The following is a 21,720-nucleotide window of genomic DNA, read 5'->3' as shown; positions in this document are numbered from 1 at the left end:
AAATCATTACCCTCAAAAAGTCTGATTGAGATGATGGAGTTGAGTACAGTTTATAAAGACTCACTTATCGAAAAATCCTATCTAAACTGGCTTGGATAATCTTGTATACTGACGGCCACGCAATGAAGATATAACGAAAGCGTGCACTAGACCGCATGATGAGCGACTAAGCTGCACCAGAACGCAACACATTAGGATTACCATGTTAGGAACGCTAAAAAAGATGCGCGTACAGTTAGATGACGCGCAACAAGTGCAATATCAACTCGTTGTCGGTGATGAGTTACTCCCGCTCAATCCATTGATAGGCAAGCAATTAACCTTGACCCACACTGGCAATATCTTCTGCTGCAACTGCGGTAAAAAGAGTAAGAAGAGTTACTCGCAGGGCCACTGTTTTGTCTGTATGCAAAAGCTGGCGAGTTGCGATATGTGCATCATGAAGCCGGAAACTTGCCATTACGACCAAGGCACTTGCCGCGAACCCGAGTGGGCCCAGAGCCACTGTTTTGTGCCGCATTATGTGTATTTGGCGAATACTTCGGGCGTTAAAGTCGGCATTACCCGCCACACGCAACTGCCTACCCGCTGGATTGACCAAGGTGCCACCCAAGGTTTGCCGATTTTTAAAGTGTCAACAAGGCAACTCTCAGGCTTAGTCGAAGTAGAATTGGCCAAACTGGTGAACGATAAAACCCATTGGCAAGCGATGCTCAAGGGCCACGCCGACGATATCGATTTAAAGGCTAAAGCTGCAGAACTGATCCCGCAAATTGAGGCCAAGTTGCACGAAATCGGCATGCAAAAAGGCGATTACAGTATCGAGCGTTTAGATGAAACGATTCAGTCGATTCACTATCCCATCGACACCTTTCCGAAGAAGATCACTTCCCACAACTTCGATAAAAATGGGGTGGTAAGCGGGATTTTACAGGGGATTAAAGGTCAGTATCTGATCTTCGATACGGGCGTGATTAACATTCGTAAATTCACCGCCTATGAAGTGAGCGTAGAGCTAATATAAATTCATTTTTATACAATTCAGTGTGTTGCTATCTGTCATGGTTATCAACACACTGATAGCGAAACCTCGGCATGCTCATGCTGAAGCATTGAAACTGTGCCAGAGCATAGGTTAATTGATTGCCGCCGTCTCGTTATTACCCCGAGGAACTCGAGCCTTGCCTCCGTATGGATGAAAATGGCGCTTGGCTTCCACAAAGTAAAAACATCTTTATATGGAATATTTTTGATGAAACAAGGACCTCAACATTTTATCCGTCGCTGTGCATTCCAACAAAAATTACGTAGTAAGCAATCTGGAATATTTTTGCTCTTGATAATCCCGCTGATAATAGCAAGCGGTCCTTGGAAGGAACTGACGGCATCGCTTTCGACAGAACCATGGGATATAGGATTTACTATTGTTGTCGTTTTAGCCGTTGTGGTGGCATTTTTCTTCGTCTTCATGATCATTTCTGAATCGATAAGACTAGGCAAAGCCGCTAAAAATGAACAAAGGAAATTAGCCGAAGCGGGGCCAGATGGCTATTACATTGATATCTATCAAGAAGGCCTCGTTTTTCATGTTTACGATGCCGAATTTCATCTTTTTGAGATGAAGCAGCAGTTTGTCCCTTTGGATGAGATTACCAGTACAAAATACTCAAAACGCAGAGGCATACGTAGCTTCACGATCAACTTTGCCCACATTTCCGGCCAAGTGTCGTTCACGCCTAGGGAAATAAATGTGGATGATTTTGATTTTATAAAGGAATTTCTTGAGACTCATATTTCCAACCGAGGGAATAAGCCAGCTTAAGATAGGCTGGTTAATTAAACATAGGCGCGCTGCCTTGTGTACAGCTTAGGTCTCACGCAACGCGCGCTATTATTAAACAAGCTTGGTTTAGAGGAATGTGCAAGAGGATGCACTAACCCACTTGCGCTGCCATATGAACAAGTTCCCAGATATGCCCATCGGGATCTTCAAACGCATGGCCATACATAAATCCTTGATCTTGCGCTTGACGATAGGCTTTGCCGCCATGCTGCTCGGCAAGCTTAACCAAGTGATCGACACGCTCTCGACTGTCGCAGTCTAGGCAATTGAGCACTTCTGTCGTGATATGAGCATCCGCAATCACCTTATCGGTAAAACCAGAGAAAAAAGGCTTAGCCAGCAGCATCACATAAATATTGTCCGCAATGACGACGCAGGCAGCCTGCTCATTGCTGTATTGCTCATTGATGCCAAAACCAAGACCTGAGTAGAAAGCGCGTGAATCCTGAACGCTCTCGACTGCCAAATTAACAAAGATACTTTGCGCCATAATAATCTCCCTTTATAAGTGCTAACCGGACGTCAGACTAAGTCCTATAAACAGGACGGTAAATCGTCCTGTTTATGCTTGTTACAGCCTAAACTATGATCACTAAAAGAATAAAGCGAGTATCTCACTCGCCTTATGATTGCGCCTAGTTGACGGCATTATTGCACCGCTTATTGCACCGCATGGGTGACGGGCAGCGCTGACAACATTTCATCGATTAAACCATCGAAGCGGGTTTTTACTTCATCCATATCTTTAATGTTAGCAAAGCCTTGGGCAAGGACTCGCCATACCATTTCAGAAGATTGCCCCACGATCGCTGTCGGCTTAAAAAGGCTAATGAGTACTGAACCCTTATCGTATTTTTTAGGATCCACACCTTGGTTTGACAGACCCGGCACTAAGCCTGCAGCGGCCAATATCTGCTCGTCAGACATTTGTGTACCCATGGCAACCCCAAAACCTACTTGGAAGTCAGCGAGTTGCGTATCTTCTACCCAGCGATACCCTTTCGTCAGTAGCACCTTTTTAAGGGTATCCTGCATATGTTGCTGGACTTGCTGTTTATCGAGCCTAGGATCAACAAAGATTTTCTGTAAAGTGGGGTGCCAACTGTAGGTCATGGCGCTCGGCGGTAATTGGCTCAAATCCCCCGAAGTCACGACTGTGGTTCGCAACACCTGCGAATCCTCCACACTCACACAGGCCGTCAACACGGCCAAACTGATGGTTAAAAACGTCAATAAACGCCCAATTTTTTGTGGTAAATACATGTTCTTTCCCTTATTGCGATTTTTACAGCTTAAGGATAGTTGCTATTTCTCAGACTGAAAGTCTATATGCATCATGGTGTTAAATCGTGCTTATCGACAAGGACTACGGTAAGACAATCACCCCGGTCCAATTCGTTATGATTTGTTACTTATAAAGCCCACCCTGCGTATAGGCGCGGTTCCGTTTACCCGCTAGAATGCTTCGCTTAACGTCAGTGATAGTCATACTTCGGCACGTAAATTCGAGGTAGATTTCCCTATCATAATGCCAAAAACGACAACAAAAGGTGTGAGATCTATCCATGGAGTTAATACTCGCTATCGCGCTATTCGCCTTCTCATCGGGGATCACCCCAGGGCCGAACAATATAATGCTGATGACCTCAGGGGTTAACTTTGGCGTGAAACGCAGTATTCCGCATCTGCTGGGAATAAGCCTTGGCTTCCCAACCATGATCCTCGCAATTGGCTTAGGCTTAAGCGCGCTCTTCCAAAGCTATCCTATCATCCATCAAGTGATTAAAGTCGTCGGCATAGGTTACCTTTTGTATCTGTCTTGGCTAATCGCCAACAGCAGTAGCAAGATGGAAGGCAAAGCCATTGCCAAACCCTTTAGTTTTATTCAAGCCGCAGCGTTTCAATGGGTGAATCCTAAGGGCTGGATCATGGCGGTGGGCGCAATTGCAACATTCACGTCAGTACAGCAAGATTTAACTCCGCAAGTGATTACTATCGCAACGGTATTTTTATGTGTCGCCTTCCCCTGCGCCATTGTGTGGCTCGGTTTTGGCGTGGCCCTTAAGCGCATTTTAAAAAATGAGCGCCAACAGAAGATCTTCAATATCACTATGGCAGTCTTGCTTGTGGCGTCTATCATCCCTATGATCGCCCCCTAATTTTTGTCAGCACGAGCCACGACCACCATGAACGAAATCGACATGATCATTGAACAAACCGACAACTGGGTCAAAAAAGTGATCATGAAATACAATATTTGCCCCTTCGCCAGACAAGAAGTCGAGCGCGGCAGTATTCGGTATCTAGTGGTGGAACAAACCAAAGTCAAACTCGTGCTCAAGGCATTGATTGAAGAGTGCCAATACCTCGACGCCCACCCCGAAGCCGAAACCACGCTGTTTATTCTCCCCCGAGGTTTTGAGGGTTTTTATGCCTATCTCGACCTCGTCGACATGGCAACCGATACGCTTATCGAACACGAGTACGAAGGCACATATCAACTCGCCACCTTCCACCCAGACTATTGTTTCGATGGTGAGCCACAGGACGGGGCAGCCAACTTCACCAACCGCGCGCCCTATCCAACCCTGCACATCATCCGCGAAGCCAGCATGGAGTTAGCCCTTGCTAACTACAACGATCCCGAAACCATCCCAGAACGTAATATTGCCTTTTGCGAACGCAAAGGCAGCGACTTTTTCGTCAAACTGTTAGCAGAGTGCATGGGGAAATAGCTTGAGCGCCTCAGAAATAACTGAGAGAGATGGTAAATATAGGAAGTTATAGAGCAATCACTTAACCTTGGTATCCAAAAATTAAGCACTGTCACTCCAGTGACACGCCGTAAACGATACCAAAACAGAAATAGCCATCTAAGCAGACAGCACTTTGCCCCTTACTTGCACAGTTCCAATAAGGAAAATACTATGCCTGACCTGTCTTTTTCTTGCGGCATAACACGCTCCAACATCGACAACTTATTTCGATCTAATGGAAGTGCAAACACTAGGTTTTAATTTAAATGACTTGATTTTCGTCTTTCAAAACTGCTTATGCACCGATGTTTGCGCTCATAACCAGTACATTTATACCTTTATAATTGACCTGTTCTATAGGCTCAAAGCCGTGTTGCAAATACAAACCTCCGGTTAAATCCTCTGTTTGAAGGTACAGGTTTTTAACGCCTATTTTATGCGCTAGCGATATGATCTCTTTTACTAGTTTTGAGGCGACGCCTTGTCCCCTAGCCTGCTTAGTGACGTAAACACCACCAAGCCAAAATTCAAATTCTGGATATATGTCCATTTCTCGAATTTTTAGTTCTGCTGATCCAGCAAGAACGCCATTCACTTTCCCGATGATCAGAATTGGAGCGGTATCTCGATTTATAGATGCTGAAACTTTTTTAACTACTTCATCCTCGGTATAACTACCACTATCTCGGCACCATTCGTTGAAATACCATCTAGCGACAGTTTCTATAGCTGAAGGATTATCGGCAAGTAATGAAATTTCCATATATCTCCGTACATGTATCACGCTCACTTAAGCGTTTTACTTACTTTGGTTAAAATGCTTGTGGGACGAAGCAGCTTTGCTGCAAAAAATAAATCAGCTTGTTATTTGTGATTAGCCAAACCAGCGCTTCATTTTGGCAAACAACGACTGACTGTAAAAAGGTTTGGCTTTTTCAACACAAAACTGTCCGAGGGGTTCTTGAACATCTGCGCGTATTTGATGCACTTTCACCTCCCAACTATTGGGATCCATTTTACGCTGCATTCTATCCACATCCGCCCTTACTCGGCTTAAATCATCGGCATTGTCAGCGACAAACTGCACCATCAAACAGAGCGCATGATCTGTGCAACTCCTACTAAAATTCAACGAGTTGGATTCGATAAGATAGGCTTTCTGGACACGCTGATAGTTTGAGAGTATTTCCTTTAACTCCGCAAAAATGGGCAGTTCATCACTGAAGACTTTGCCCAGAATAACCAGTGCGCCCCTTTGTTCAACCAAAGAAAAATCCGGTAATAGCATGTAGCGGATCTCATCTTCATCTAAGGTTTTCGACATATTACTGTTGGGATTCAGCGCCATATCGTTGCCCGACTGCAATAGCAGCTGAAAAATCGTGGCCGCTTCGAGTTCCATCACGCCATGGTAATCAGTGCCTTCGCTTTTCATCAGCTCAATGGCTTTATCAACCGCGATTTGGGAGGTAAAAATAGGGGTAAAAGGATGATCGCTGCCATCTTCTAAGGGGATATACCATTGCTTGATGCTGATAGCGATAGCGCCATCACCCGCCTGCGGCGCATCCTCGCTACCCTCACTCAAGATAAAGAGTTTTGCTTGGCTCAATTGCTGATAAAACGCCTCAGCATACGCATTATTGCTTAATGCCTTTTCAAAACATTGTTCGAGTGGATTGGTCGCTTCTAAGTGGTATAGCATTGACAAACATCCTTTTATTTAGCAGTTCAGTCCTTTCTTATCATAGCGTTAAAATACTTTAAGCAATTCAATTAACACTGAACAGATAATATCGTGCGGGCATATTAAAACATTGGGCGCGGGGGATCTAGTACGCCCGGCCTACCTCTCTTTATGTTTATGCTTGCCATAAATGAAGACTGAGCGACAGTTCAGAACGAGGGATCAACCTAAAAACTACAGTCTTAATCCCCACACATCAAAGGCATCACGACTTAATTGTTCCCTAAAATCTGGGTGAGCGATGGCGATCAACGCTTGTGCCCGTTCGCGCAGGCTGCGGCCGCGTAGATTAGCAGCGCCGTATTCGGTCACAATGTAATACACATGGGCCCGAGTGGTGACAACCCCTGCGCCAGGTGATAACACGCTTGCAATGCGAGAAAGCGTTCCCCCCGCGGCAGTGCTGGGCAGCGCAATCACAGAACGACCACCTTCAGATAACCCTGCTCCGCGGATGAAATCCATCTGGCCCCCGACACCAGAATAGATTTTAGTGCCAATGGAATCGGCACACACTTGGCCTGAAAGGTCGACCTGCAGCGCCGAGTTAATCGCCATCACATTGGGATTTTTACGGATAATGGCCGTATCGTTAACTTGCTCTATGTCCATAAAGATGACCGCAGGATTATCATCAACATAGTCGTATAATTTCTGGCTACCCAGGGCGAAACCTGTGACGAGTTTTCCCGGATAAAAACGCTTCTTGCTGTTGTTAATCACACCCTTTTCAACCAGTTGCAATATACCGTCAGAAAATAGCTCAGTGTGGACGCCTAAGTCTTTATGTTCGGTTAAGCAAGACAGCACGGCATCGGGGATCGCACCTATACCCATTTGCAGGCAATCGCCATTACGCACCAATTGGGCAACATTTTTACCGATCGCCAGACTCACGGCATCGCCCGTACCAAAAGAATGGATCGGCAAGGCCGCACTTTCTTCATACACAGCGGCAAAACGGTCGATATGGATAAACCCATCGCCGTGGGTACGTGGCATTTGTGGATTAATATGGGCGATGATCTTGCCCGCCACTTGGCAGGCTGCGAGCGTGGCTTCAACCGAAATGCCTAAGGAACACATGCCATGCTTATCGGGTGGCGACACTTGGATAATTGCGGTATCAATTTTTTGCTCGCCGGAACGAAATAACTTAGGCACTTCAGACAGGAAAATCGGCACATAATCCGCGTCACCACTTTGCAGTAATGCCCGCGTTGGCAGCCCACCGAAAAAACATCGATGGCGTAAATGCCCCTGTAAACTGGGATGACTTAAGGATTCGGCGCCTTCAGTATGTAACTGTAACAGGGTGAGATTTTCTTTGGTGAGTGCATGCTGCGCCAACGCATCTAATAAAATGCGCGGAGTGGCGCCCATGGAATGAGTCCACAGCGTCTCGCCGCTTTGAATTAAAGCAACCGCATCGAGCGCGCTATGACAAATGATTGGAGGCATAATGAATTCCCTTCGCTAAGCATGATGGCGGCAATCGCCCTAGCGGCAGTGTAAGGGATATCCTAATTAAGCAACATCGATTTCAATGGCTTAGCGCGAATGTTTACTGATAATTTGCGCTATATCAAAACTCGACACTTTGCCCTTGATGATGAAACTCAGTACAGGGTTAATCCAAGCGCTTCGAAAATCTCATACTGGCGATCAATAACCCAATACAAGTAAAACCTATCATCCACAGGGCATCAAATTGCAGATCCATCACTTGGGCATCGCGTAGCACTATGGCCCGTGACATGCGCATAAAGTGAGTTGCCGGTAAGGCTTCGGCAATCCACTGCGCCGCGATGGGCATGGCTTCGTAGGGGAACATAAACCCCGACAAGAGAATCGATGGCAGCAGGATAAATACCGTCATTTGCATCGATTGCAACTGGGTTTTCGCTATGGTCGAAATCACTAATCCTAAAGTTAAACTGGCGCAAATAAACAACATAGCGGCAAGGGCGATAGAATCAAGCCCGCCGCGAATGGGCACATCAAACAACAGATGCCCTGCGCTCAGGATAATGGTCACTTGCACAAAGCCAACCATCACATAGGGCACGATTTTACCCAGCATCAACTCCAGTGGCCGCACAGGCGTAGTGATCAAAAACTCCATATTGCCCTGCTCGCGCTCACGCACTATGGCGGCGGAAGTAAACATCACCATGGTCATAGTCAAAATCACCCCCAACAGACCGGGCACTATGTTGACCACAGAACGTTGTTCTGGGTTGAAATATTGCACCACTTCAAAACTCGGTATCGCCGTTTTTAGTGCTCTTCCTGCGACTTCATCCAGTGGCATTTGCCTAAGGCTAAGAATAGTTGAAGCGACAACCGTATCTGAACCATCCACCAGCCATTGGCCAGCGGGTTGTGCGATATAGGACTGCGCTAAATATTGCTGACCCACAAAACTAGGGTGACGCACTAAACGCTCATCAAGATCGGCGGGCAAATACAGCACAGCTTTAACTTCGCCGCGAGTGATCGCCGCCTCAGCCTCCGCGGCACTTAAATAACGCTGTTTAAAATCTACTACCTGCGTTGCTTCCACCGCCTTAACCAGTGCGCGACTGTAGGCAGAATCACTCAAATTAACTAACCCAGCAGGCAGATGGCGAGCATCAGTATTGATCGCATAACCAAACAACATCAGTTGCACTAACGGGATAATGACTATCATGCCAAAGGTCATGCGATCCCGCGACAACTGCCGCAGCTCTTTGACCACAATCGCAAAAATCCTACGCCACATGGTCAGTCTCTCCCTTGGAAACCCCAGCCAAGCGCTCGCCAGTACAAGTGACAAACACATCTTCTAAGCTAGCGCGCACTTCTTCCATCGTCCGGCTGGCAACCCTTGGTTTAAGCCAAGCAAGCGGATCTTCAATATCGCTGCGCACTAACACCCGCAAACGACTGCCTATTTGCGCCGCCGACAATACCGCAGACTCGCTGATCAATGATTGCTTTAAATTACGTAAATCATCCCCTGAAATTTCAACCACCCGAGCGCCCATCGCCGCCATCAGCTGCTGGGGTGAACCGTCGGCGCGTTTTATCCCCCGCTCTAAAATCGCCAGACCGTGGCAACGCTCGGCCTCATCCATATAGTGAGTCGACACAAGAATCGTGGTGCCTTGGGCGCAGAGATCAAATAAGCGCTCCCAAAACTCGCGCCGATTCTCGGGATCGACCGCCGATGTCGGCTCATCGAGAAACAATAATTCGGGGTGATGTAAGGTCGCTGCCGCTAAGGCCAAACGCTGTTTCTGGCCGCCACTCATGGAGCCCGCCATTTGTTTCTCGCGGCCGACTAAATCGTATAGCGTGACTAACTCGGCTATTCGCAGCTTTGATGCTCGGCGGTTAAGGCCATAAATTTGCGCGACAAACTCTAAGTTTTCCCGCACCGAAAGATTGTCGTACAGGGAGAATTTTTGCGTCATATAGCCTATGCGGCGACGCAGTTTTTCCTCGGCGCCGGGTAAGGTTTCACCCAAAACACGAATATTCCCCGATGTTGGACTGAGCAACCCAGTCAACATGCGAATTGAAGTGGACTTTCCGCAGCCATTGGGGCCAAGAAATCCATAAATAGTGCCCTTGGGAATGGCGAGATCGAGGTCTGCCACCGCATTCACGCCACCAAAGGCGCGGGTCATGCCTTGGGTCTCGATAGCAAAGTCGGTGTGGCTCATGGCAGCTCCACGGCTAATGCCATGCCCGTCGGTAAATCCTGCCCCTCGGCAGAAATCGTAATATCTGTCAGATACATCAACCGTGCTCGGTCACGCTCATTCAGCGCATAAAACGGCGTATAAGCGGGCTGACTGCGGATATTACGCACAGTGCCAGCAATCGGCATTTCGCGGCCATCCACTCGGATATTGACCTTATCACCCGCCTTCACTCTATCTAACCAAGTCGCGGGCAGATAAACCCGCACATAGGGATGCTCGCTCGCCAACAAACCAATCAACTGAGTGCCCGCCGCAATACGATCGCCCACTCGCCAAGGTAGCGTATCGACAACGGAGTCACGCGCCGCCACTAAGCTCAAGTCGGCTAAGGCTTTTTGTTCAATAGCGACACTGGCGCTGGCGGCGGCCACCGCGGCTTTAGCTTGTTCTAGCTGCTCACTACGGGTGCCATTTTCTAATAGACGCAGGCTTTGCTCCGCCTCGGCTTGCTTGGCTAAACTGGTATCCCGCGCCGCACGGGCGGTATCTAAATCCGCTTGGCTCAGCACTTTAGTGGCATACAAACGGTTGGTACGCTCAAACGCACGCTGCGCTTCTTTCACGCTGGCATTCGCCCCATCGAGCACGGCCTTAGCGCGTTCTATATCCTCTAAACGCGCACCAGTCACCGCCTCAGACAGCTTAGCCTTGGCTTGTTCAAGCTCGGCTTGACGCAGGGCAAGGCGCGCATTGGCCGAGGTCGAATCGAGTGTGAGTAGCACTTCGCCCGCCTTAACCTGCTGACCTTCAACCACATTCACCCGAGTAATCAACTCACCCACGGGCGCGGTAAGCGTCAGCCTGTCACGCTCGACTGTGCCAAGGACGCTCGGCGGCGCTTCGCTGCAAGCCGCTAATTGCAGCAGCAAACAGCCTAAAACGACACCTGTCATGATTCGCTTGGCTAATGCAATGTTGTTGCTTAACTGACTGCCATTTAACAAGGTCAACCCCTTCGTTGGGCTCATGACTGGCTCCTTGGATCACGTAAAAGTCCCTGCGTAAAAACCTGCATATTGTGCAAGGCCAAACGCTGTAAACCGTCGGTATCGGCACTAAAAAAGCCGAACTGACGCATCAATACGGGCGGGGCAATAAGCGGAAATACCATAAGACTTACAAAACTTAGCCGTGCTAAATCGGGGTCGACGCCCTCTTTTAATAATCCCGAATTAACTAACGTGGATTCGAGCCATTGCCGCGACAAAGTTAACACTTGCTCAAACACAGACAAAATAATCCGATAGGGTTCCGAGCCATCGCCTTCCTGCAACACCCGTATAATCAGCCGTGGCAAGCCAGGGTTGGGCGCCATAACGCGATAGTAGGTCTGCATAATTTCGCCGACATTATTCGGCGCTTCAGCCGCAGATATTTCGCGTAAGCGGGTGAATACGGGCTCAAGGGTTTCCCGCACCATTTGTTCGAACAAACCCGCTTTCGAACCAAAATAGTAACGGATAAGCGCGGCATCGACCTCGGCTTCGCGGGCGATTTCACGGGTAGACACAGTAGGATAACTGCGATGACTAAAGAGACTTAAAGCAGCGGTAATTAAGCGTTGGCGCGCGTCTGAGTTCCCCTTTGGACGACCGAGAATGGGCGGCGATTCAGCTTGGGCAGTAAATGGAACAACGCCCCTAGGACGACCGGGAATAAGCGACATGGCAGGCTCCAGCAAAATTCATCTACTGATGAATATACTGAAACGCCGCGTAAAAAGGCAGCAGTTAAATTCCTCATTTTCATGGGTATTGAGGAATTTAACTCTAAAATACCAAGACTAAAATTTATCCACCTTTGACTATGGCACCTAAACGGCTAACAAATTGCTGCACGGCTTCGACTGTGTCAAAGCTAAAGGCAAGGCCATAGTGGGTTTCGGTCAGACTCTTATGCAAACGCTTAGGAAAACGGGTCATCTCCCCATTATGGAAATAATCATATTTGGCATGCACGCCTGCAATGGTGGCGAGTTCGCCAGAAAAAACCTCAAATGCGGGCCGAATAATCAAGTTCGGTGATTTACCGTCGAGGTGTAAATAGAAGGCCTCTTTAGTATCTGGGAGCATGTATTCGGTAATGTTTTTTATGCTGAAGTTAGTGCGGCATTGTAATCCACTTAAGCAGCTCACCATCTCATTATGTTCTATCGCCAAACTTATTCTCCCTTATCCCTGTAAAAACTACCCAATTTGTATTTATCACATTGATACTACGTTAACTCAGCTCAGCCTAATCGGTTTACGCTGTAAATGCACTAAGCTGATGTCGATCTCACAAAGCGAGTGGCTAAGTTTAGCGAATTTATCCAAAAAACCTTTATATACAGAACGATAAACCGATTAATTCAAACGCAAAGCCAATGTCACAGAAAATTCTTTTGCGTAATCGAGCCATGATTTCAAACACCATAAAACGCAGCACCATTTATTAGTCATTGCTTATCATCACCTTATCACCCTCGATATTGATATTAAAACGCATGCTTTAAAATACTGCCATGCTATTCAATTATATGGTGATTTTTTACTTGCCAGCTAAAAATGTTACGTCTAGGTTAAGAAGCTTGAGTTAAGTCCTGTTGATAATGGCTAAGTTACGGCAATCACATTGGCTGCCAACCTAAACTAGCGCATTCACCCTATCCCGTCGTATTCAGGCCTTAAATCATGTTCTACCCAAAGTGAGTAACCCGCGTCTATGGCGCATATAACCCGAGCCATGTCAGCCGATTTAACGCTAAATTACGGCAAATCCTCAGCATTAACCGATTTGCCCTAAACAGTCACAACGGACTGCGCGGTCACTATCAACAAGACCAACAACACGAGATATACCCATGAAGATCAAAAAAGCCCTCATGCTCTTGGGTCTGTTAGCTGTCAGCCCAGCGACACTCGCTGCAACCGGAGTCGCCTTTATCCATGGTACGGGTCACCAGACCAATGCCTTAGCCGATTACTGGACGCCCGAATTTGTTAACTCAGTGCGCCAAGGCATCCCAGTGCCAAACAATTACACAGTGATCAACTGCGACTTTGACCAATATATGTGGGAAGAAAGCGCCGCAGGTTGTCTGGCGACCCAGCTCAATAGCTTTATCCAAGCCAAAAATATCGACGACTTAATTCTGCTGACCCACTCCAATGGTGGCAACGTAGTGCGGTGGATTTTATCTAACCCAACGTGGGACAGCCGTTATCCTGCAGTGATCAACGCCACCTCAAAGGTTATCGCCATCGCGCCTTCCAGTGCTGGTACGCCGCTGGCCGACGCGGTGAACCAAGGTAATGTGTTCGAAACCAGCTTAGGCTGGCTCTTAGGCTATGGCAGCAACGCGGTGAAACAACAGCAAGTCGGTTGGATGGCAAACTACAACAACGCTTGGCTTAATGGCACAGCGGGTCGCCCATCGCTGGGTAAACCCTTCGAAGTCGTGGTGGGCTCAGATGTTGATTCCGCTATTTGGGACAGCGACAGTTACTGCGCGGGTTATCAATACCAAGTCGCGCTCGAAACCACCCAAAACTGGCTCGATAGCTGCTCCGACGGCTTCTTAAATTGCAGCTCACAAAAGGCGGCTGGCACAGTCTGGTTTACTGATAAACAAAAGACCCGTGGCCAAGAGCCCTTAAGCCATCAGCAGAGCCGTCGTACGTGTTTCAATTTAGACACGCTGATCCGCAACCACATTTAAGGAGCACTAAGATGCACACACTCAGCAAACTTGCCAGTGTCTTGGCGCTAAGCGGACTGCTTGCAGCCTGCCAAGATGAAGCCACACCCATAGATCCCAAAACCAATGCCAGCCCAATGTACGCCAAAGGGTTAACCCTAGCCGCGCCGAGCGATACCGATTTAGTCGATAGCAATATTGCCAGCCCAACACTCACGCCCATCAACACCAGTACGGATTACATTAGCTTTATCACCCCGCTGTACGGCGAGTATCAGGCAAGTGCGCCGCAGCTTGAGCAAGCCAGCCAAAGTGACGAGTATTGGGTCAATGTAACAGGCGCACAGCTTAATGCGGGCGTGGGCCTCACCATGAGCCAAGCGTCGAGCTTAGTGCGCATTGCACCTCGGGGCGATACCAGCTCTGGTACTTTGATGCACGCCGAGGTCATCGCCCCTGAGCGCGTACAAATTCAACGCGTTACCCCTAATCAGTCACCCCAAGGCAAAGCAGCCAACAGCAGCGGGATAAACACCAATGAGTCACTGGTTAAATCAATGGTCAACGCCGATGCTTTGGCTAGCGCAGGGTTAACCGATGATTCCAGTGCATTGCAAATGTCGGCGAAGGCCACACCGGGCGAATATCGCCTGCAGGTCAGCCAGCCGTTAACACCGAGCGCCAGCTACTTAGTCAATGTGAAGGAAAAAGGCTCACCCTATCAACTGAGCGTCAAAGCCCCCATAGCCATCGCGGCTGATGCGCAAACCCTTGGGCTTGAACTCGCACTCAGCCAAAGTGATAACACCTTCGTGCCGCAGGCAACACTCAAACAAGCCGATGGCGATATGCGACCACTCTTGATGGTAAAACAAGGTGAGGCATGGCAAGCGGTGATCCCCACAGGCGTGGCACTTTCGAGCAGCAATGCAGGTTTCAGTGAAATTGAAATCACAGTGCAAACCCAAGTCGATGGCCGCCCAGTGCAGCGCACGGTCAAATCTGTCTTTAAGTCCTATGTCAATTCGGCGAGCATCAAGCCCGAAGTGCTCACGGTTTGGGATAAAGGACTGCCTAACCAAATCAACTTTGAGTTATCGGTCGCCGAGGCGGGACGTTTTGGCTTAAGTGGCACGTTAACCGGCACCAATGCCGAAGGTCAAAAGGTGGCGATTCTACGTACCCAAGCGGCTAATTGGCTGACCCCAGAGTCGCCAAAGTTAAAGCTGATGTTAGATCCTAAGCTCATCCAAGCCTCGGGTTTACAGCCGCCATTCGAACTCAATGAGTTAGAACTGCAAGATCAAGGTCAAATGGCCAGATTAAGCTATCAAGCCAAGGCACTAACCTTAACGCGCTAATCCAAAGTGCCCAATCACGGGCACTTTTTTATTATTGATCTTTTGCAATCTACACCTAAAAGCCATCACCTTATTTAACATCTAGCGTAAAGCACAAACTGTTGACAGAAAAATGACAAGCTAAAGACTATTCACCACACATCACCCTGATAAAATTTACATTGATTATCAAGGGTTATTCCTTTTAAATAACAATCATCAACGGCATAATGTCAACGTCTTGACGTCAGACCTTTGAATGACAAGCACACGGATCTTTATAACAATACGTATAACAATAAGAGTGACTCACGGCGCAAGTTTTTACCGTGCCATGGTCAATACTCAATAAATGGACATCGTTATGAGTGACAGCACATTTTTTTTTGGTGAATGGCAAATCAATCCCAGCGCCAATAGTCTGCTCCTTGGCAAACAAGTCAAACAACTTGAGCCCAAGGCGATGGATGTGTTGTTGTTTCTCTGTCAACGGGCGGGCGAAGTCGTCAGCAGTGATGAAATAGTCAGCCACTGCTGGCCGGGGGTCGACACTGGCGACAATCCACTACACAAGATTATCAATCAGTTACGTCGCGCATTAGGCGATAGCGCCACCGAACCCACCTATATAGAAACCATACGCAAACGCGGCTATCGCACCTTAGCCGAAGTGCGTTTTCCTATCGGACACCAAGCCACCGCCAGCCCACAGAGTTGGCAAGGCGGCTCGCCCTTTCCGGGTCTGCAAGCCTATAGCGCTAACTATGCCGAGGTGTTTTTTGGTCGCAGTGAACAAATCAGCACTTTGCTTAACCGTATCAGCCAGCAAATCATCTATGGTCGTGCCTTCTGTCTGGTTTTAGGCCCAAGTGGCAGCGGTAAATCTTCCCTGATTAATGCGGGTGTTGTGCCCAATTTAATGAAGGGCGACGGCTATAACGGCATTGGTGTCGCGTCATTCAGCAGCTTAGATTTTGCCGATGTGAGTAAAGGACAACTACTCACCGATCTTGCCAGTGCTATGCTCGACTGGGAAATCAACGACATCCCAGTATTCGAAGGCATGAGCGCTGAGACTCTGGCGATTCAACTCGTCGAAGATATCCAAAGCGTGATCAACCAGTGCACCCAAGCGCTCAAGGCTAAACCCTTTTCCAATCCGTTTTTTGCCTTATTTATCGACCGATTAGAAGTGTTGCTCTCATCACCGCTATTTAGCGATACCGAACGAACCCAGTTCATAGAATTATTGGAGCAACTCGCCACCTCAAAAGCCGTGATTATCATCAGTGCCTGTCGCAACGATTTTTATCCTTTATTGGTCAATTACCCAAGCTTAATGGCGGGTAAAGCCCGCGGCGCCCATTTTGACTTAGCGCCGCCAACCCGCACTGAGCTATTACAAATGATCCGCCTGCCAGCCGTTGCCGCCAATTTAACTTGGGAAATCGATAGCGACACTGCCATGCCGCTCGATGAAATGCTCTGTAGCGATGCCGCCAGCAACCCAGATGCGTTGCCCATGTTGCAATACACACTGCAGGCCTTGTATTTGCAACGCAGCGACGATGACAAACTATTAGTCTCTGTGTATCGCACCTTGGGCGGTATCGAAGGCGCTATCGGTAAAAATGCCGAGCAGGCCATCTCCCATTTAACCGATGCCGAAAAAGCCAGTCTGCCGCGGATTTTGTCCCTGTTAGTCACCCTGCGTGAAGATGAAAAATCCATCACCAGCCGCACCGCCCGCTGGTCGCAGCTGCAAAGCGCGGCCGAAACCGCCCTAGTGCAAGCCATGGTCGATAGCCGCTTATTTGTGTCCCATCTGCAAAATGGTGAGCCCTGTTTTAGCATCGCCCATGAAGCCCTGCTGCGTCGCTGGCCAAGGGCGACTGCGTGGATCAGCGAACATAGCGACAGCTTGAGTATTAAGAGTCGCCTACATCATCTTTCAACACGCTGGCTCAGCGAAGCCAAACACAGCGCCTATCTACTCGCTGAAGGTAAACCTTTAAAAGAAGCCCAAAGCCTCAGCCAAAATCCGTTATTCGATTTAGACGATCCCGAAACCGCCTTTATTGCCGCCTCCAGCAAACGCGCCACTATGCTGCGCTGGACGAGGCGCATCACAGTCGCCCTGCTGTGCGTACTCACCTTAACCTCGGTCATTATGAGCGTTCGCAGTATCGAAGCCGAAAAGCTTGCCCAGCAAAAACGCCTCGCCGCCGAAGATCTGCTTGGGTTTATGGTGGGTGACTTCGCCGATAAGATGCGCGGCATCGGCCGAATGGATTTACTCGACGGCATCAGTAATAAGGCATTGGAATATTTCAGTGATTTTTCCAATAAAGAAGATGATACGCACTTAAGTTTTGATGCCCGTTTCCAACACGGCCAAACCTTAGAGGCCATGGGCGAAGTCGCCTATTCGCGCAATAAAATCGATGAAGCCCGCAGCGCCCTGCTCGCCGCGCAGGAAAAAATGCTACCGCTGCTCGAATTGCAGCCGGAAAACTTAGCCCTACTGAAAACCTTAGGTGCCAATGCCTTTTGGTTAGGACAATTAAAATATGATGTCAGTGATTGGGCGGCGTCACGCCCTTTTTACGAGCAATACTTAAAATACAGCCAAACCATGTACGCCCTTGCGCCAGAGGATAAAGATGCGCTGATGGAGCTGTCCTATGCCCATAACACTTTGGGCTCAGTTTCGATGAAACAGCAGGAATTTGCCAAAGCGCAGCAAGATTTTGAAGAGTCATTAAGGCTTAAATTGCTCGCCTTGGCAAAAGCGCCTGAGGATAGTCAGTTGATTGCGGATGTGGCGGATACGCGCTCTTGGTTAGCCAGCGCTGCGGTTTCACAAGGCGATGTAATTTCGGCAATACGAATCCACACTCAGCTCCAACAAGAATTAAGCAAAAATAATAAGCAGCCATATATTTTAGATAGGCTATCAGCTAGTCATCAAATTCTTGCAGAATTATATGACTATCAAGCCCAACCCGAACAGGCTCTAAAACAAGCCAGACTTGGTTTAGAAGCTATTTCAGCGGCACTTGAGAAAGATCCTAATAATGATATTTGGGAAAACCAAAAGTATTACCAATATTTCAAAGTCTTAGTTTTCTCTCATTCTGTAGGTGATGAAATTGAAAGATTAAAATCATTAATTGACTCAGATATTGCATTAAACTCTTCATCAAAGAAAGATGATGTTTATGCCAGTTTCTTTCTGGCAGCAGCAAAAAACCTACAACAACAAGGGAGATTTTCTGAGAGTATAGAATTTGTCATGCAAGCAAAAAATGAATTCTTTAAACTATCTAAAAAATACCACCAAAACACTAATTACATATCTAAATTATCAGAAAGTATTTTATTAGAGGCGAAAACTGCTAAAGACAAAAATATCAAACATAAACTATGCCTCGATTCAAAAAAATTACTTTCACCAATAATTGAAAAAGATAAATCACCAAACTTTACTGTTCCCTACATTAAGTCTATTGACTGCTTAGGTGAAGTCATTAATGATGAGTCTTTAAATAAGTTATTAATTGAATCTCAAATACAAAACACTAGATTTTAACCCAAAAAAAGGAAGTTAATATGTTTGCACCACAAGGCTTAGCTCAATTTATAAAAGTCAATGTAACCCTAGAAAATGGTGAACCCGTATTTATTTATACCGATGCCAATGGTCAAGTGTGCCAAGGTGATATCACCGTCACTCAAGCTGGCACAATAACTTACTTACTCAACGACCAAACCGGTAAAGGGTTAAAATTTGTCGGTGTAGGCTTTGTAACCCCATTTGATGGCATTGTCGATGCGGTTACCATTAGCAGCGATGGTATGTTACTACAACTTGTAGACCTCGATAGAACCACTGGTACTACAAAGTTCCAATTTGTATTAAGTAATACAGCTAATACATTACTCGTTTTAAGTCCAGATCCTCAAATTATCAATCGCCCACAAAACTAAGAAGGGAGAAGTGGGGACAGCCATATCTTTTCGAGATAAGTGCCTCCTGAAAAAGCTGGGACATATATGGTCACCTCGGGTTTAGCAAGGCCAATGTCCTACTTTATTCAAATTAATTTGTGCTAATGGAGCTAAAAGCTGGAGCTAAAAGCTGGGACAGCCATGTCTTTTTGTGCTTTGTCCCCTCTTCTACTAGTCTTTAAATTATCTTCACCTTGTCTGTTTGGAGCGAGTCATGACCTCGGCCAGAAGAATGCTTATCGATGCTAATACAACGCCCTTCTATCATGTGATAAATCGCTGTGTCAGAAGGGCTTTTCTGTGCGGTGAGGATAAACTCTCAGGCCGCAGTTATGAGCATAGACGTGGCTGGATTGTCGATAAAATCAAAGCATTATCCACCATCTTTTGTATCGACATTTGCGCCTATGCAGTGATGAACAACCATTACCATTTAGTACTTAAAATTGATGTTGAGGAAGCAAAAACCTTAAGCCCAAAAGAGGTTATCAGCCGCTGGTGCCAAATCACTAAAGGCCATGCCATTGCCACTAAATATATGAATGGTGATGCCTTAATCGACGGTGAACGCATGTTACTCGATGTCTTAATTGCCGAGTGGCAAGAGCGATTAAGCAGTATTTCTTGGTTTATGCGCTGCCTAAATGAAGAGATTGCCCGTAAAGCAAATCGAGAAGATGAGTGTAAAGGTGCCTTCTGGGAAGGCCGTTTCAAATCCCAAGCTTTGCTAGATGAGCAAGCCTTACTAGCCTGCATGATGTACGTGGATTTAAACCCTATTCGAGCAGGGATTACCGACTCTTTGCAATCCTCTGATTTTACATCAATTCAAGAACGTCTAAATGCACTTTCCCCTAACAGCGTCACACCACTGATAACCCAACCCCCTGTAGATAACTCTCAGCCAACACCACATAAATCCCTCGCAAAATTTGATGGTGCAACGCACCTTCATCGGCAAACGGGCATCCCCTTTCATTTTGCCGATTATCTGGAACTTATCGATTGGACGGGTCGCGCGATTCGCCATGATAAAAAAGGCTGTATCGATAACCAGCGACCAAAACTGCTCAATGAGTTAGGGATTGCATCAGATGCTTGGCTCAGCTCTGCTAAAGATTTTCGCCGCCAGTACAGTGGCATCAGCGGTCGTTGGGATGCGATGTGTGCTTTTAAACTTCAGCAAGGTGGTAAATGGTGTAGGGGAAAATCGAGTAGCGAAGCTCTGCATCCAAATCAACCTTTAGGGTGAACGAGCCGTTTCCCCACTCTTTATCTGCGGTTAAATTTCGATACTAACTTCCTTTGCGCTTGCCACTTAATAGCCAAAAATCCACTCATGAGTGCCACTCTTTCAACTTAGCCATGCCCAAAAATCTCGCACGTTTCCGCTAAACCGGAGAATTCACCGCGAAAAGAGTAAATTTAAAACCTTTATAAACAATAGATTAAATCGGAAGGTAAGCAGAAGGTATCTTTTCTTTGCGAAGAATAAAGTCATCATCAGAAAAGCGCTTAGCGCAGATGACATTAGGTTCTCGGAGAATGATAACAATGACAAGCTCACCTAAACAGACTCGCTCACAACATCCATTATCACTTGTGGGTGAAGACAATGGCTTACAGTGTACTGCGCAGCAAGGCTTGGTCGAGCCCGCATTGCCGTTAACCTTCTTCGAGCATGCCTCGATTGAAACGATTCAACAGTTTATTCAGCATCTAACTGAGCCTGTGATTATCGTCAATGCCCAAGGTTACATTTACTTTAGCAATAGCAAAGGTGCTGACTTACTGACATGCCCGCAGGCCAGTTTGAAGGGACAAGATTGGCGTAACTTTTTGACCGAGCACCATCAAGCTCGCTACGACAATCTGCTAAGCAATGATATTAAGCTAGGCAAAAACTGCGGCATTCCAGTTCAGCACTGCGCCGAAGAAATCACCCTCATTACCGCCTCAGGCAAAGCAAAAGATGTCGAACTCTCCATTTCCTACATCCCCAGCCATGAACCTCTGTTCGTGATGATGATGCACGATTTAACGCAGCACAAAGCGGAGAATCAAAAGCTACGTAAATTAGCCGCCACAGACTCACTGACAGGGCTGGCGAACCGCCGATACTTCGACGAAATGCTGCATCACTATTGGGAAGAATGCACAGGTAAGCTGCGCCCTATCAGCGTGGTGATTATCGATGTGGATTATTTCAAAGTGTTCAACGACCAATTCGGCCATATCCAAGGCGACGAATGCCTACGCAAGATTGCCAAAGTGATTGCTGACATAGTGCCGATAGACATTGGCCTGGCAGCGCGTTACGGCGGTGAAGAATTCGCGCTAATACTACCAAGCCACAATGCCAAAATGGCACTGACGATTGCCCAAAAAGTGCAGCAAGGGATTAATGACCTGCGCTTTACTGAGCAAGGGCTGCGCAACTATGTCTCTGTGAGCGCGAGCCAAGGGATTGCGAGTGAAATCAATGGCCAGTACCGTACCTCACTCGCCATGCTGTGCGCTGCCGATACCGCATTGTACCGCGCCAAAGCCGATGGCCGTGACAGGATTAACGCGTCACTTTAATCCCCA

20 protein-coding genes are annotated in these 21,720 nt (G+C 47.3%); 10 read left to right on the top strand and 10 right to left on the bottom strand.

Annotation, left to right across the window (positions count from 1 at the left end; translation table 11 throughout):
- Nucleotides 1–202 precede the first annotated feature (202 nt).
- Both AYJ58_RS10560 and AYJ58_RS10555 read left to right on the top strand, forming a co-directional pair.
- Entirely contained in the window at nt 203–1,024 is an 822-nt protein-coding gene (locus AYJ58_RS10560) for a DUF2797 domain-containing protein (RefSeq protein WP_106650086.1), read from the top strand.
- A gap of 228 nt (nt 1,025–1,252) precedes the next feature.
- A complete protein-coding gene (locus AYJ58_RS10555; RefSeq protein WP_106651803.1) occupies nt 1,253–1,822 on the top strand; it encodes a hypothetical protein in 570 nt (189 codons plus the stop codon).
- 112 nt (nt 1,823–1,934) lie between these two features.
- Here AYJ58_RS10555 and AYJ58_RS10550 read toward each other — a convergent pair whose 3' ends face one another.
- Nucleotides 1,935–2,333 (bottom strand): VOC family protein, encoded by a 399-nt coding sequence (locus tag AYJ58_RS10550; RefSeq protein WP_106650085.1) that lies wholly within the window; start codon nt 2,331–2,333, stop codon nt 1,935–1,937.
- A 170-nt stretch (nt 2,334–2,503) separates the two neighbouring features.
- A complete protein-coding gene (locus AYJ58_RS10545; RefSeq protein ID WP_106650084.1) occupies nt 2,504–3,106 on the bottom strand; it encodes a DUF4136 domain-containing protein in 603 nt (200 codons plus the stop codon).
- Between the two features lie 302 nt (nt 3,107–3,408).
- Between AYJ58_RS10545 and AYJ58_RS10540 the strand changes: the two genes are divergently transcribed.
- Nucleotides 3,409–4,002, top strand: a complete 594-nt coding sequence (locus AYJ58_RS10540) for a LysE family translocator (RefSeq protein WP_012088771.1) — start codon at nt 3,409–3,411, stop codon at nt 4,000–4,002.
- A 27-nt stretch (nt 4,003–4,029) separates the two neighbouring features.
- Nucleotides 4,030–4,578 carry a DUF1415 domain-containing protein gene (locus AYJ58_RS10535; RefSeq protein ID WP_106650083.1) on the top strand — a complete coding sequence of 183 codons (549 nt, stop codon included), beginning with the start codon at nt 4,030–4,032 and terminating at the stop codon, nt 4,576–4,578.
- 316 nt (nt 4,579–4,894) lie between these two features.
- Here the strand turns inward: AYJ58_RS10535 and AYJ58_RS10530 are convergent, their stop codons facing one another.
- From AYJ58_RS10530 to AYJ58_RS10495, 8 genes are all read right to left on the bottom strand, one after another.
- Nucleotides 4,895–5,362 carry a GNAT family N-acetyltransferase gene (locus AYJ58_RS10530; protein WP_106650082.1) on the bottom strand — a complete coding sequence of 156 codons (468 nt, stop codon included), beginning with the start codon at nt 5,360–5,362 and terminating at the stop codon, nt 4,895–4,897.
- Nucleotides 5,363–5,473: 111 nt separating this feature from the next.
- The gene (locus tag AYJ58_RS10525; protein WP_106650081.1) at nt 5,474–6,304 is read right to left on the bottom strand and encodes an SseB family protein; all 831 of its coding nucleotides are present in this window, start codon (nt 6,302–6,304) and stop codon (nt 5,474–5,476) included.
- A 216-nt stretch (nt 6,305–6,520) separates the two neighbouring features.
- Nucleotides 6,521–7,807, bottom strand: a complete 1,287-nt coding sequence (locus tag AYJ58_RS10520; RefSeq protein WP_106650080.1) for an acetyl-CoA hydrolase/transferase family protein — start codon at nt 7,805–7,807, stop codon at nt 6,521–6,523.
- A gap of 169 nt (nt 7,808–7,976) precedes the next feature.
- On the bottom strand, nt 7,977–9,113 hold the full coding sequence (locus tag AYJ58_RS10515) for an ABC transporter permease (RefSeq protein WP_106650079.1): 1,137 nt from the start codon (nt 9,111–9,113) through the stop codon (nt 7,977–7,979).
- Nucleotides 9,103–10,059: an ABC transporter ATP-binding protein gene (locus AYJ58_RS10510; protein WP_106650078.1), complete on the bottom strand. Its 957-nt coding sequence runs from the start codon at nt 10,057–10,059 to the stop codon at nt 9,103–9,105. The genes AYJ58_RS10515 and AYJ58_RS10510 overlap by 11 nt, the downstream gene beginning before the upstream one ends.
- The gene (locus tag AYJ58_RS10505; protein WP_443019238.1) at nt 10,056–10,994 is read right to left on the bottom strand and encodes an HlyD family secretion protein; all 939 of its coding nucleotides are present in this window, start codon (nt 10,992–10,994) and stop codon (nt 10,056–10,058) included. The genes AYJ58_RS10510 and AYJ58_RS10505 overlap by 4 nt, the downstream gene beginning before the upstream one ends.
- 71 nt (nt 10,995–11,065) lie before the next feature.
- On the bottom strand, nt 11,066–11,767 hold the full coding sequence (locus AYJ58_RS10500; protein WP_106650076.1) for a TetR/AcrR family transcriptional regulator: 702 nt from the start codon (nt 11,765–11,767) through the stop codon (nt 11,066–11,068).
- Between the two features lie 124 nt (nt 11,768–11,891).
- Nucleotides 11,892–12,239, bottom strand: a complete 348-nt coding sequence (locus tag AYJ58_RS10495) for a hypothetical protein (RefSeq protein WP_106651802.1) — start codon at nt 12,237–12,239, stop codon at nt 11,892–11,894.
- Nucleotides 12,240–12,943: 704 nt separating this feature from the next.
- On the opposite strand from AYJ58_RS10495, the gene AYJ58_RS10490 reads away from it, so the two are divergent.
- The 6 genes from AYJ58_RS10490 (at nt 12,944) to AYJ58_RS10465 (ending at nt 21,714) form a co-directional block, all read left to right on the top strand.
- Complete coding sequence (locus tag AYJ58_RS10490) at nt 12,944–13,801, top strand: hypothetical protein (RefSeq protein ID WP_106650075.1); 858 nt, start codon at nt 12,944–12,946, stop codon at nt 13,799–13,801.
- A gap of 11 nt (nt 13,802–13,812) precedes the next feature.
- The gene (locus tag AYJ58_RS10485) at nt 13,813–15,141 is read left to right on the top strand and encodes a DUF4785 domain-containing protein (protein WP_106650074.1); all 1,329 of its coding nucleotides are present in this window, start codon (nt 13,813–13,815) and stop codon (nt 15,139–15,141) included.
- Between the two features lie 343 nt (nt 15,142–15,484).
- Nucleotides 15,485–18,712: an nSTAND1 domain-containing NTPase gene (locus AYJ58_RS10480; protein ID WP_106650073.1), complete on the top strand. Its 3,228-nt coding sequence runs from the start codon at nt 15,485–15,487 to the stop codon at nt 18,710–18,712.
- A gap of 20 nt (nt 18,713–18,732) precedes the next feature.
- Nucleotides 18,733–19,110, top strand: coding sequence for a DP-EP family protein (locus tag AYJ58_RS10475; protein ID WP_106650072.1), 378 nt, complete (start codon nt 18,733–18,735; stop codon nt 19,108–19,110).
- Between the two features lie 235 nt (nt 19,111–19,345).
- The gene (locus tag AYJ58_RS10470; protein ID WP_106650071.1) at nt 19,346–20,383 is read left to right on the top strand and encodes a transposase; all 1,038 of its coding nucleotides are present in this window, start codon (nt 19,346–19,348) and stop codon (nt 20,381–20,383) included.
- A 302-nt stretch (nt 20,384–20,685) separates the two neighbouring features.
- A complete protein-coding gene (locus tag AYJ58_RS10465; protein WP_106650070.1) occupies nt 20,686–21,714 on the top strand; it encodes a sensor domain-containing diguanylate cyclase in 1,029 nt (342 codons plus the stop codon).
- Nucleotides 21,715–21,720: the final 6 nt, after the last annotated feature.

The sequence above is a fragment of the Shewanella sp. Pdp11 genome (genome assembly GCF_002838165.1).
GTDB lineage: Bacteria > Pseudomonadota > Gammaproteobacteria > Enterobacterales > Shewanellaceae > Shewanella > Shewanella hafniensis.
Note: the sequence above shows the minus strand (reverse complement) of the source record. Positions and strands in the feature narration are given on the sequence as shown.

Bases quoted from the DNA above. Each gene is read 5' to 3' on its own strand.
- AYJ58_RS10560 (WP_106650086.1), top strand. From the start codon at position 203: ATGTTAGGAACGCTAAAAAAGATGCGCGTACAGTTAGATGACGCGCAA.
- AYJ58_RS10555 (WP_106651803.1), top strand. From the start codon at position 1,253: ATGAAACAAGGACCTCAACATTTTATCCGTCGCTGTGCATTCCAACAA.
- AYJ58_RS10550 (WP_106650085.1), bottom strand. From the start codon at position 2,333: ATGGCGCAAAGTATCTTTGTTAATTTGGCAGTCGAGAGCGTTCAGGAT.
- AYJ58_RS10545 (WP_106650084.1), bottom strand. From the start codon at position 3,106: ATGTATTTACCACAAAAAATTGGGCGTTTATTGACGTTTTTAACCATC.
- AYJ58_RS10540 (WP_012088771.1), top strand. From the start codon at position 3,409: ATGGAGTTAATACTCGCTATCGCGCTATTCGCCTTCTCATCGGGGATC.
- AYJ58_RS10535 (WP_106650083.1), top strand. From the start codon at position 4,030: ATGAACGAAATCGACATGATCATTGAACAAACCGACAACTGGGTCAAA.
- AYJ58_RS10530 (WP_106650082.1), bottom strand. From the start codon at position 5,362: ATGGAAATTTCATTACTTGCCGATAATCCTTCAGCTATAGAAACTGTC.
- AYJ58_RS10525 (WP_106650081.1), bottom strand. From the start codon at position 6,304: ATGCTATACCACTTAGAAGCGACCAATCCACTCGAACAATGTTTTGAA.
- AYJ58_RS10520 (WP_106650080.1), bottom strand. From the start codon at position 7,807: ATGCCTCCAATCATTTGTCATAGCGCGCTCGATGCGGTTGCTTTAATT.
- AYJ58_RS10515 (WP_106650079.1), bottom strand. From the start codon at position 9,113: ATGTGGCGTAGGATTTTTGCGATTGTGGTCAAAGAGCTGCGGCAGTTG.
- AYJ58_RS10510 (WP_106650078.1), bottom strand. From the start codon at position 10,059: ATGAGCCACACCGACTTTGCTATCGAGACCCAAGGCATGACCCGCGCC.
- AYJ58_RS10505 (WP_443019238.1), bottom strand. From the start codon at position 10,994: ATGACAGGTGTCGTTTTAGGCTGTTTGCTGCTGCAATTAGCGGCTTGC.
- AYJ58_RS10500 (WP_106650076.1), bottom strand. From the start codon at position 11,767: ATGTCGCTTATTCCCGGTCGTCCTAGGGGCGTTGTTCCATTTACTGCC.
- AYJ58_RS10495 (WP_106651802.1), bottom strand. From the start codon at position 12,239: ATGGTGAGCTGCTTAAGTGGATTACAATGCCGCACTAACTTCAGCATA.
- AYJ58_RS10490 (WP_106650075.1), top strand. From the start codon at position 12,944: ATGAAGATCAAAAAAGCCCTCATGCTCTTGGGTCTGTTAGCTGTCAGC.
- AYJ58_RS10485 (WP_106650074.1), top strand. From the start codon at position 13,813: ATGCACACACTCAGCAAACTTGCCAGTGTCTTGGCGCTAAGCGGACTG.
- AYJ58_RS10480 (WP_106650073.1), top strand. From the start codon at position 15,485: ATGAGTGACAGCACATTTTTTTTTGGTGAATGGCAAATCAATCCCAGC.
- AYJ58_RS10475 (WP_106650072.1), top strand. From the start codon at position 18,733: ATGTTTGCACCACAAGGCTTAGCTCAATTTATAAAAGTCAATGTAACC.
- AYJ58_RS10470 (WP_106650071.1), top strand. From the start codon at position 19,346: ATGACCTCGGCCAGAAGAATGCTTATCGATGCTAATACAACGCCCTTC.
- AYJ58_RS10465 (WP_106650070.1), top strand. From the start codon at position 20,686: ATGACAAGCTCACCTAAACAGACTCGCTCACAACATCCATTATCACTT.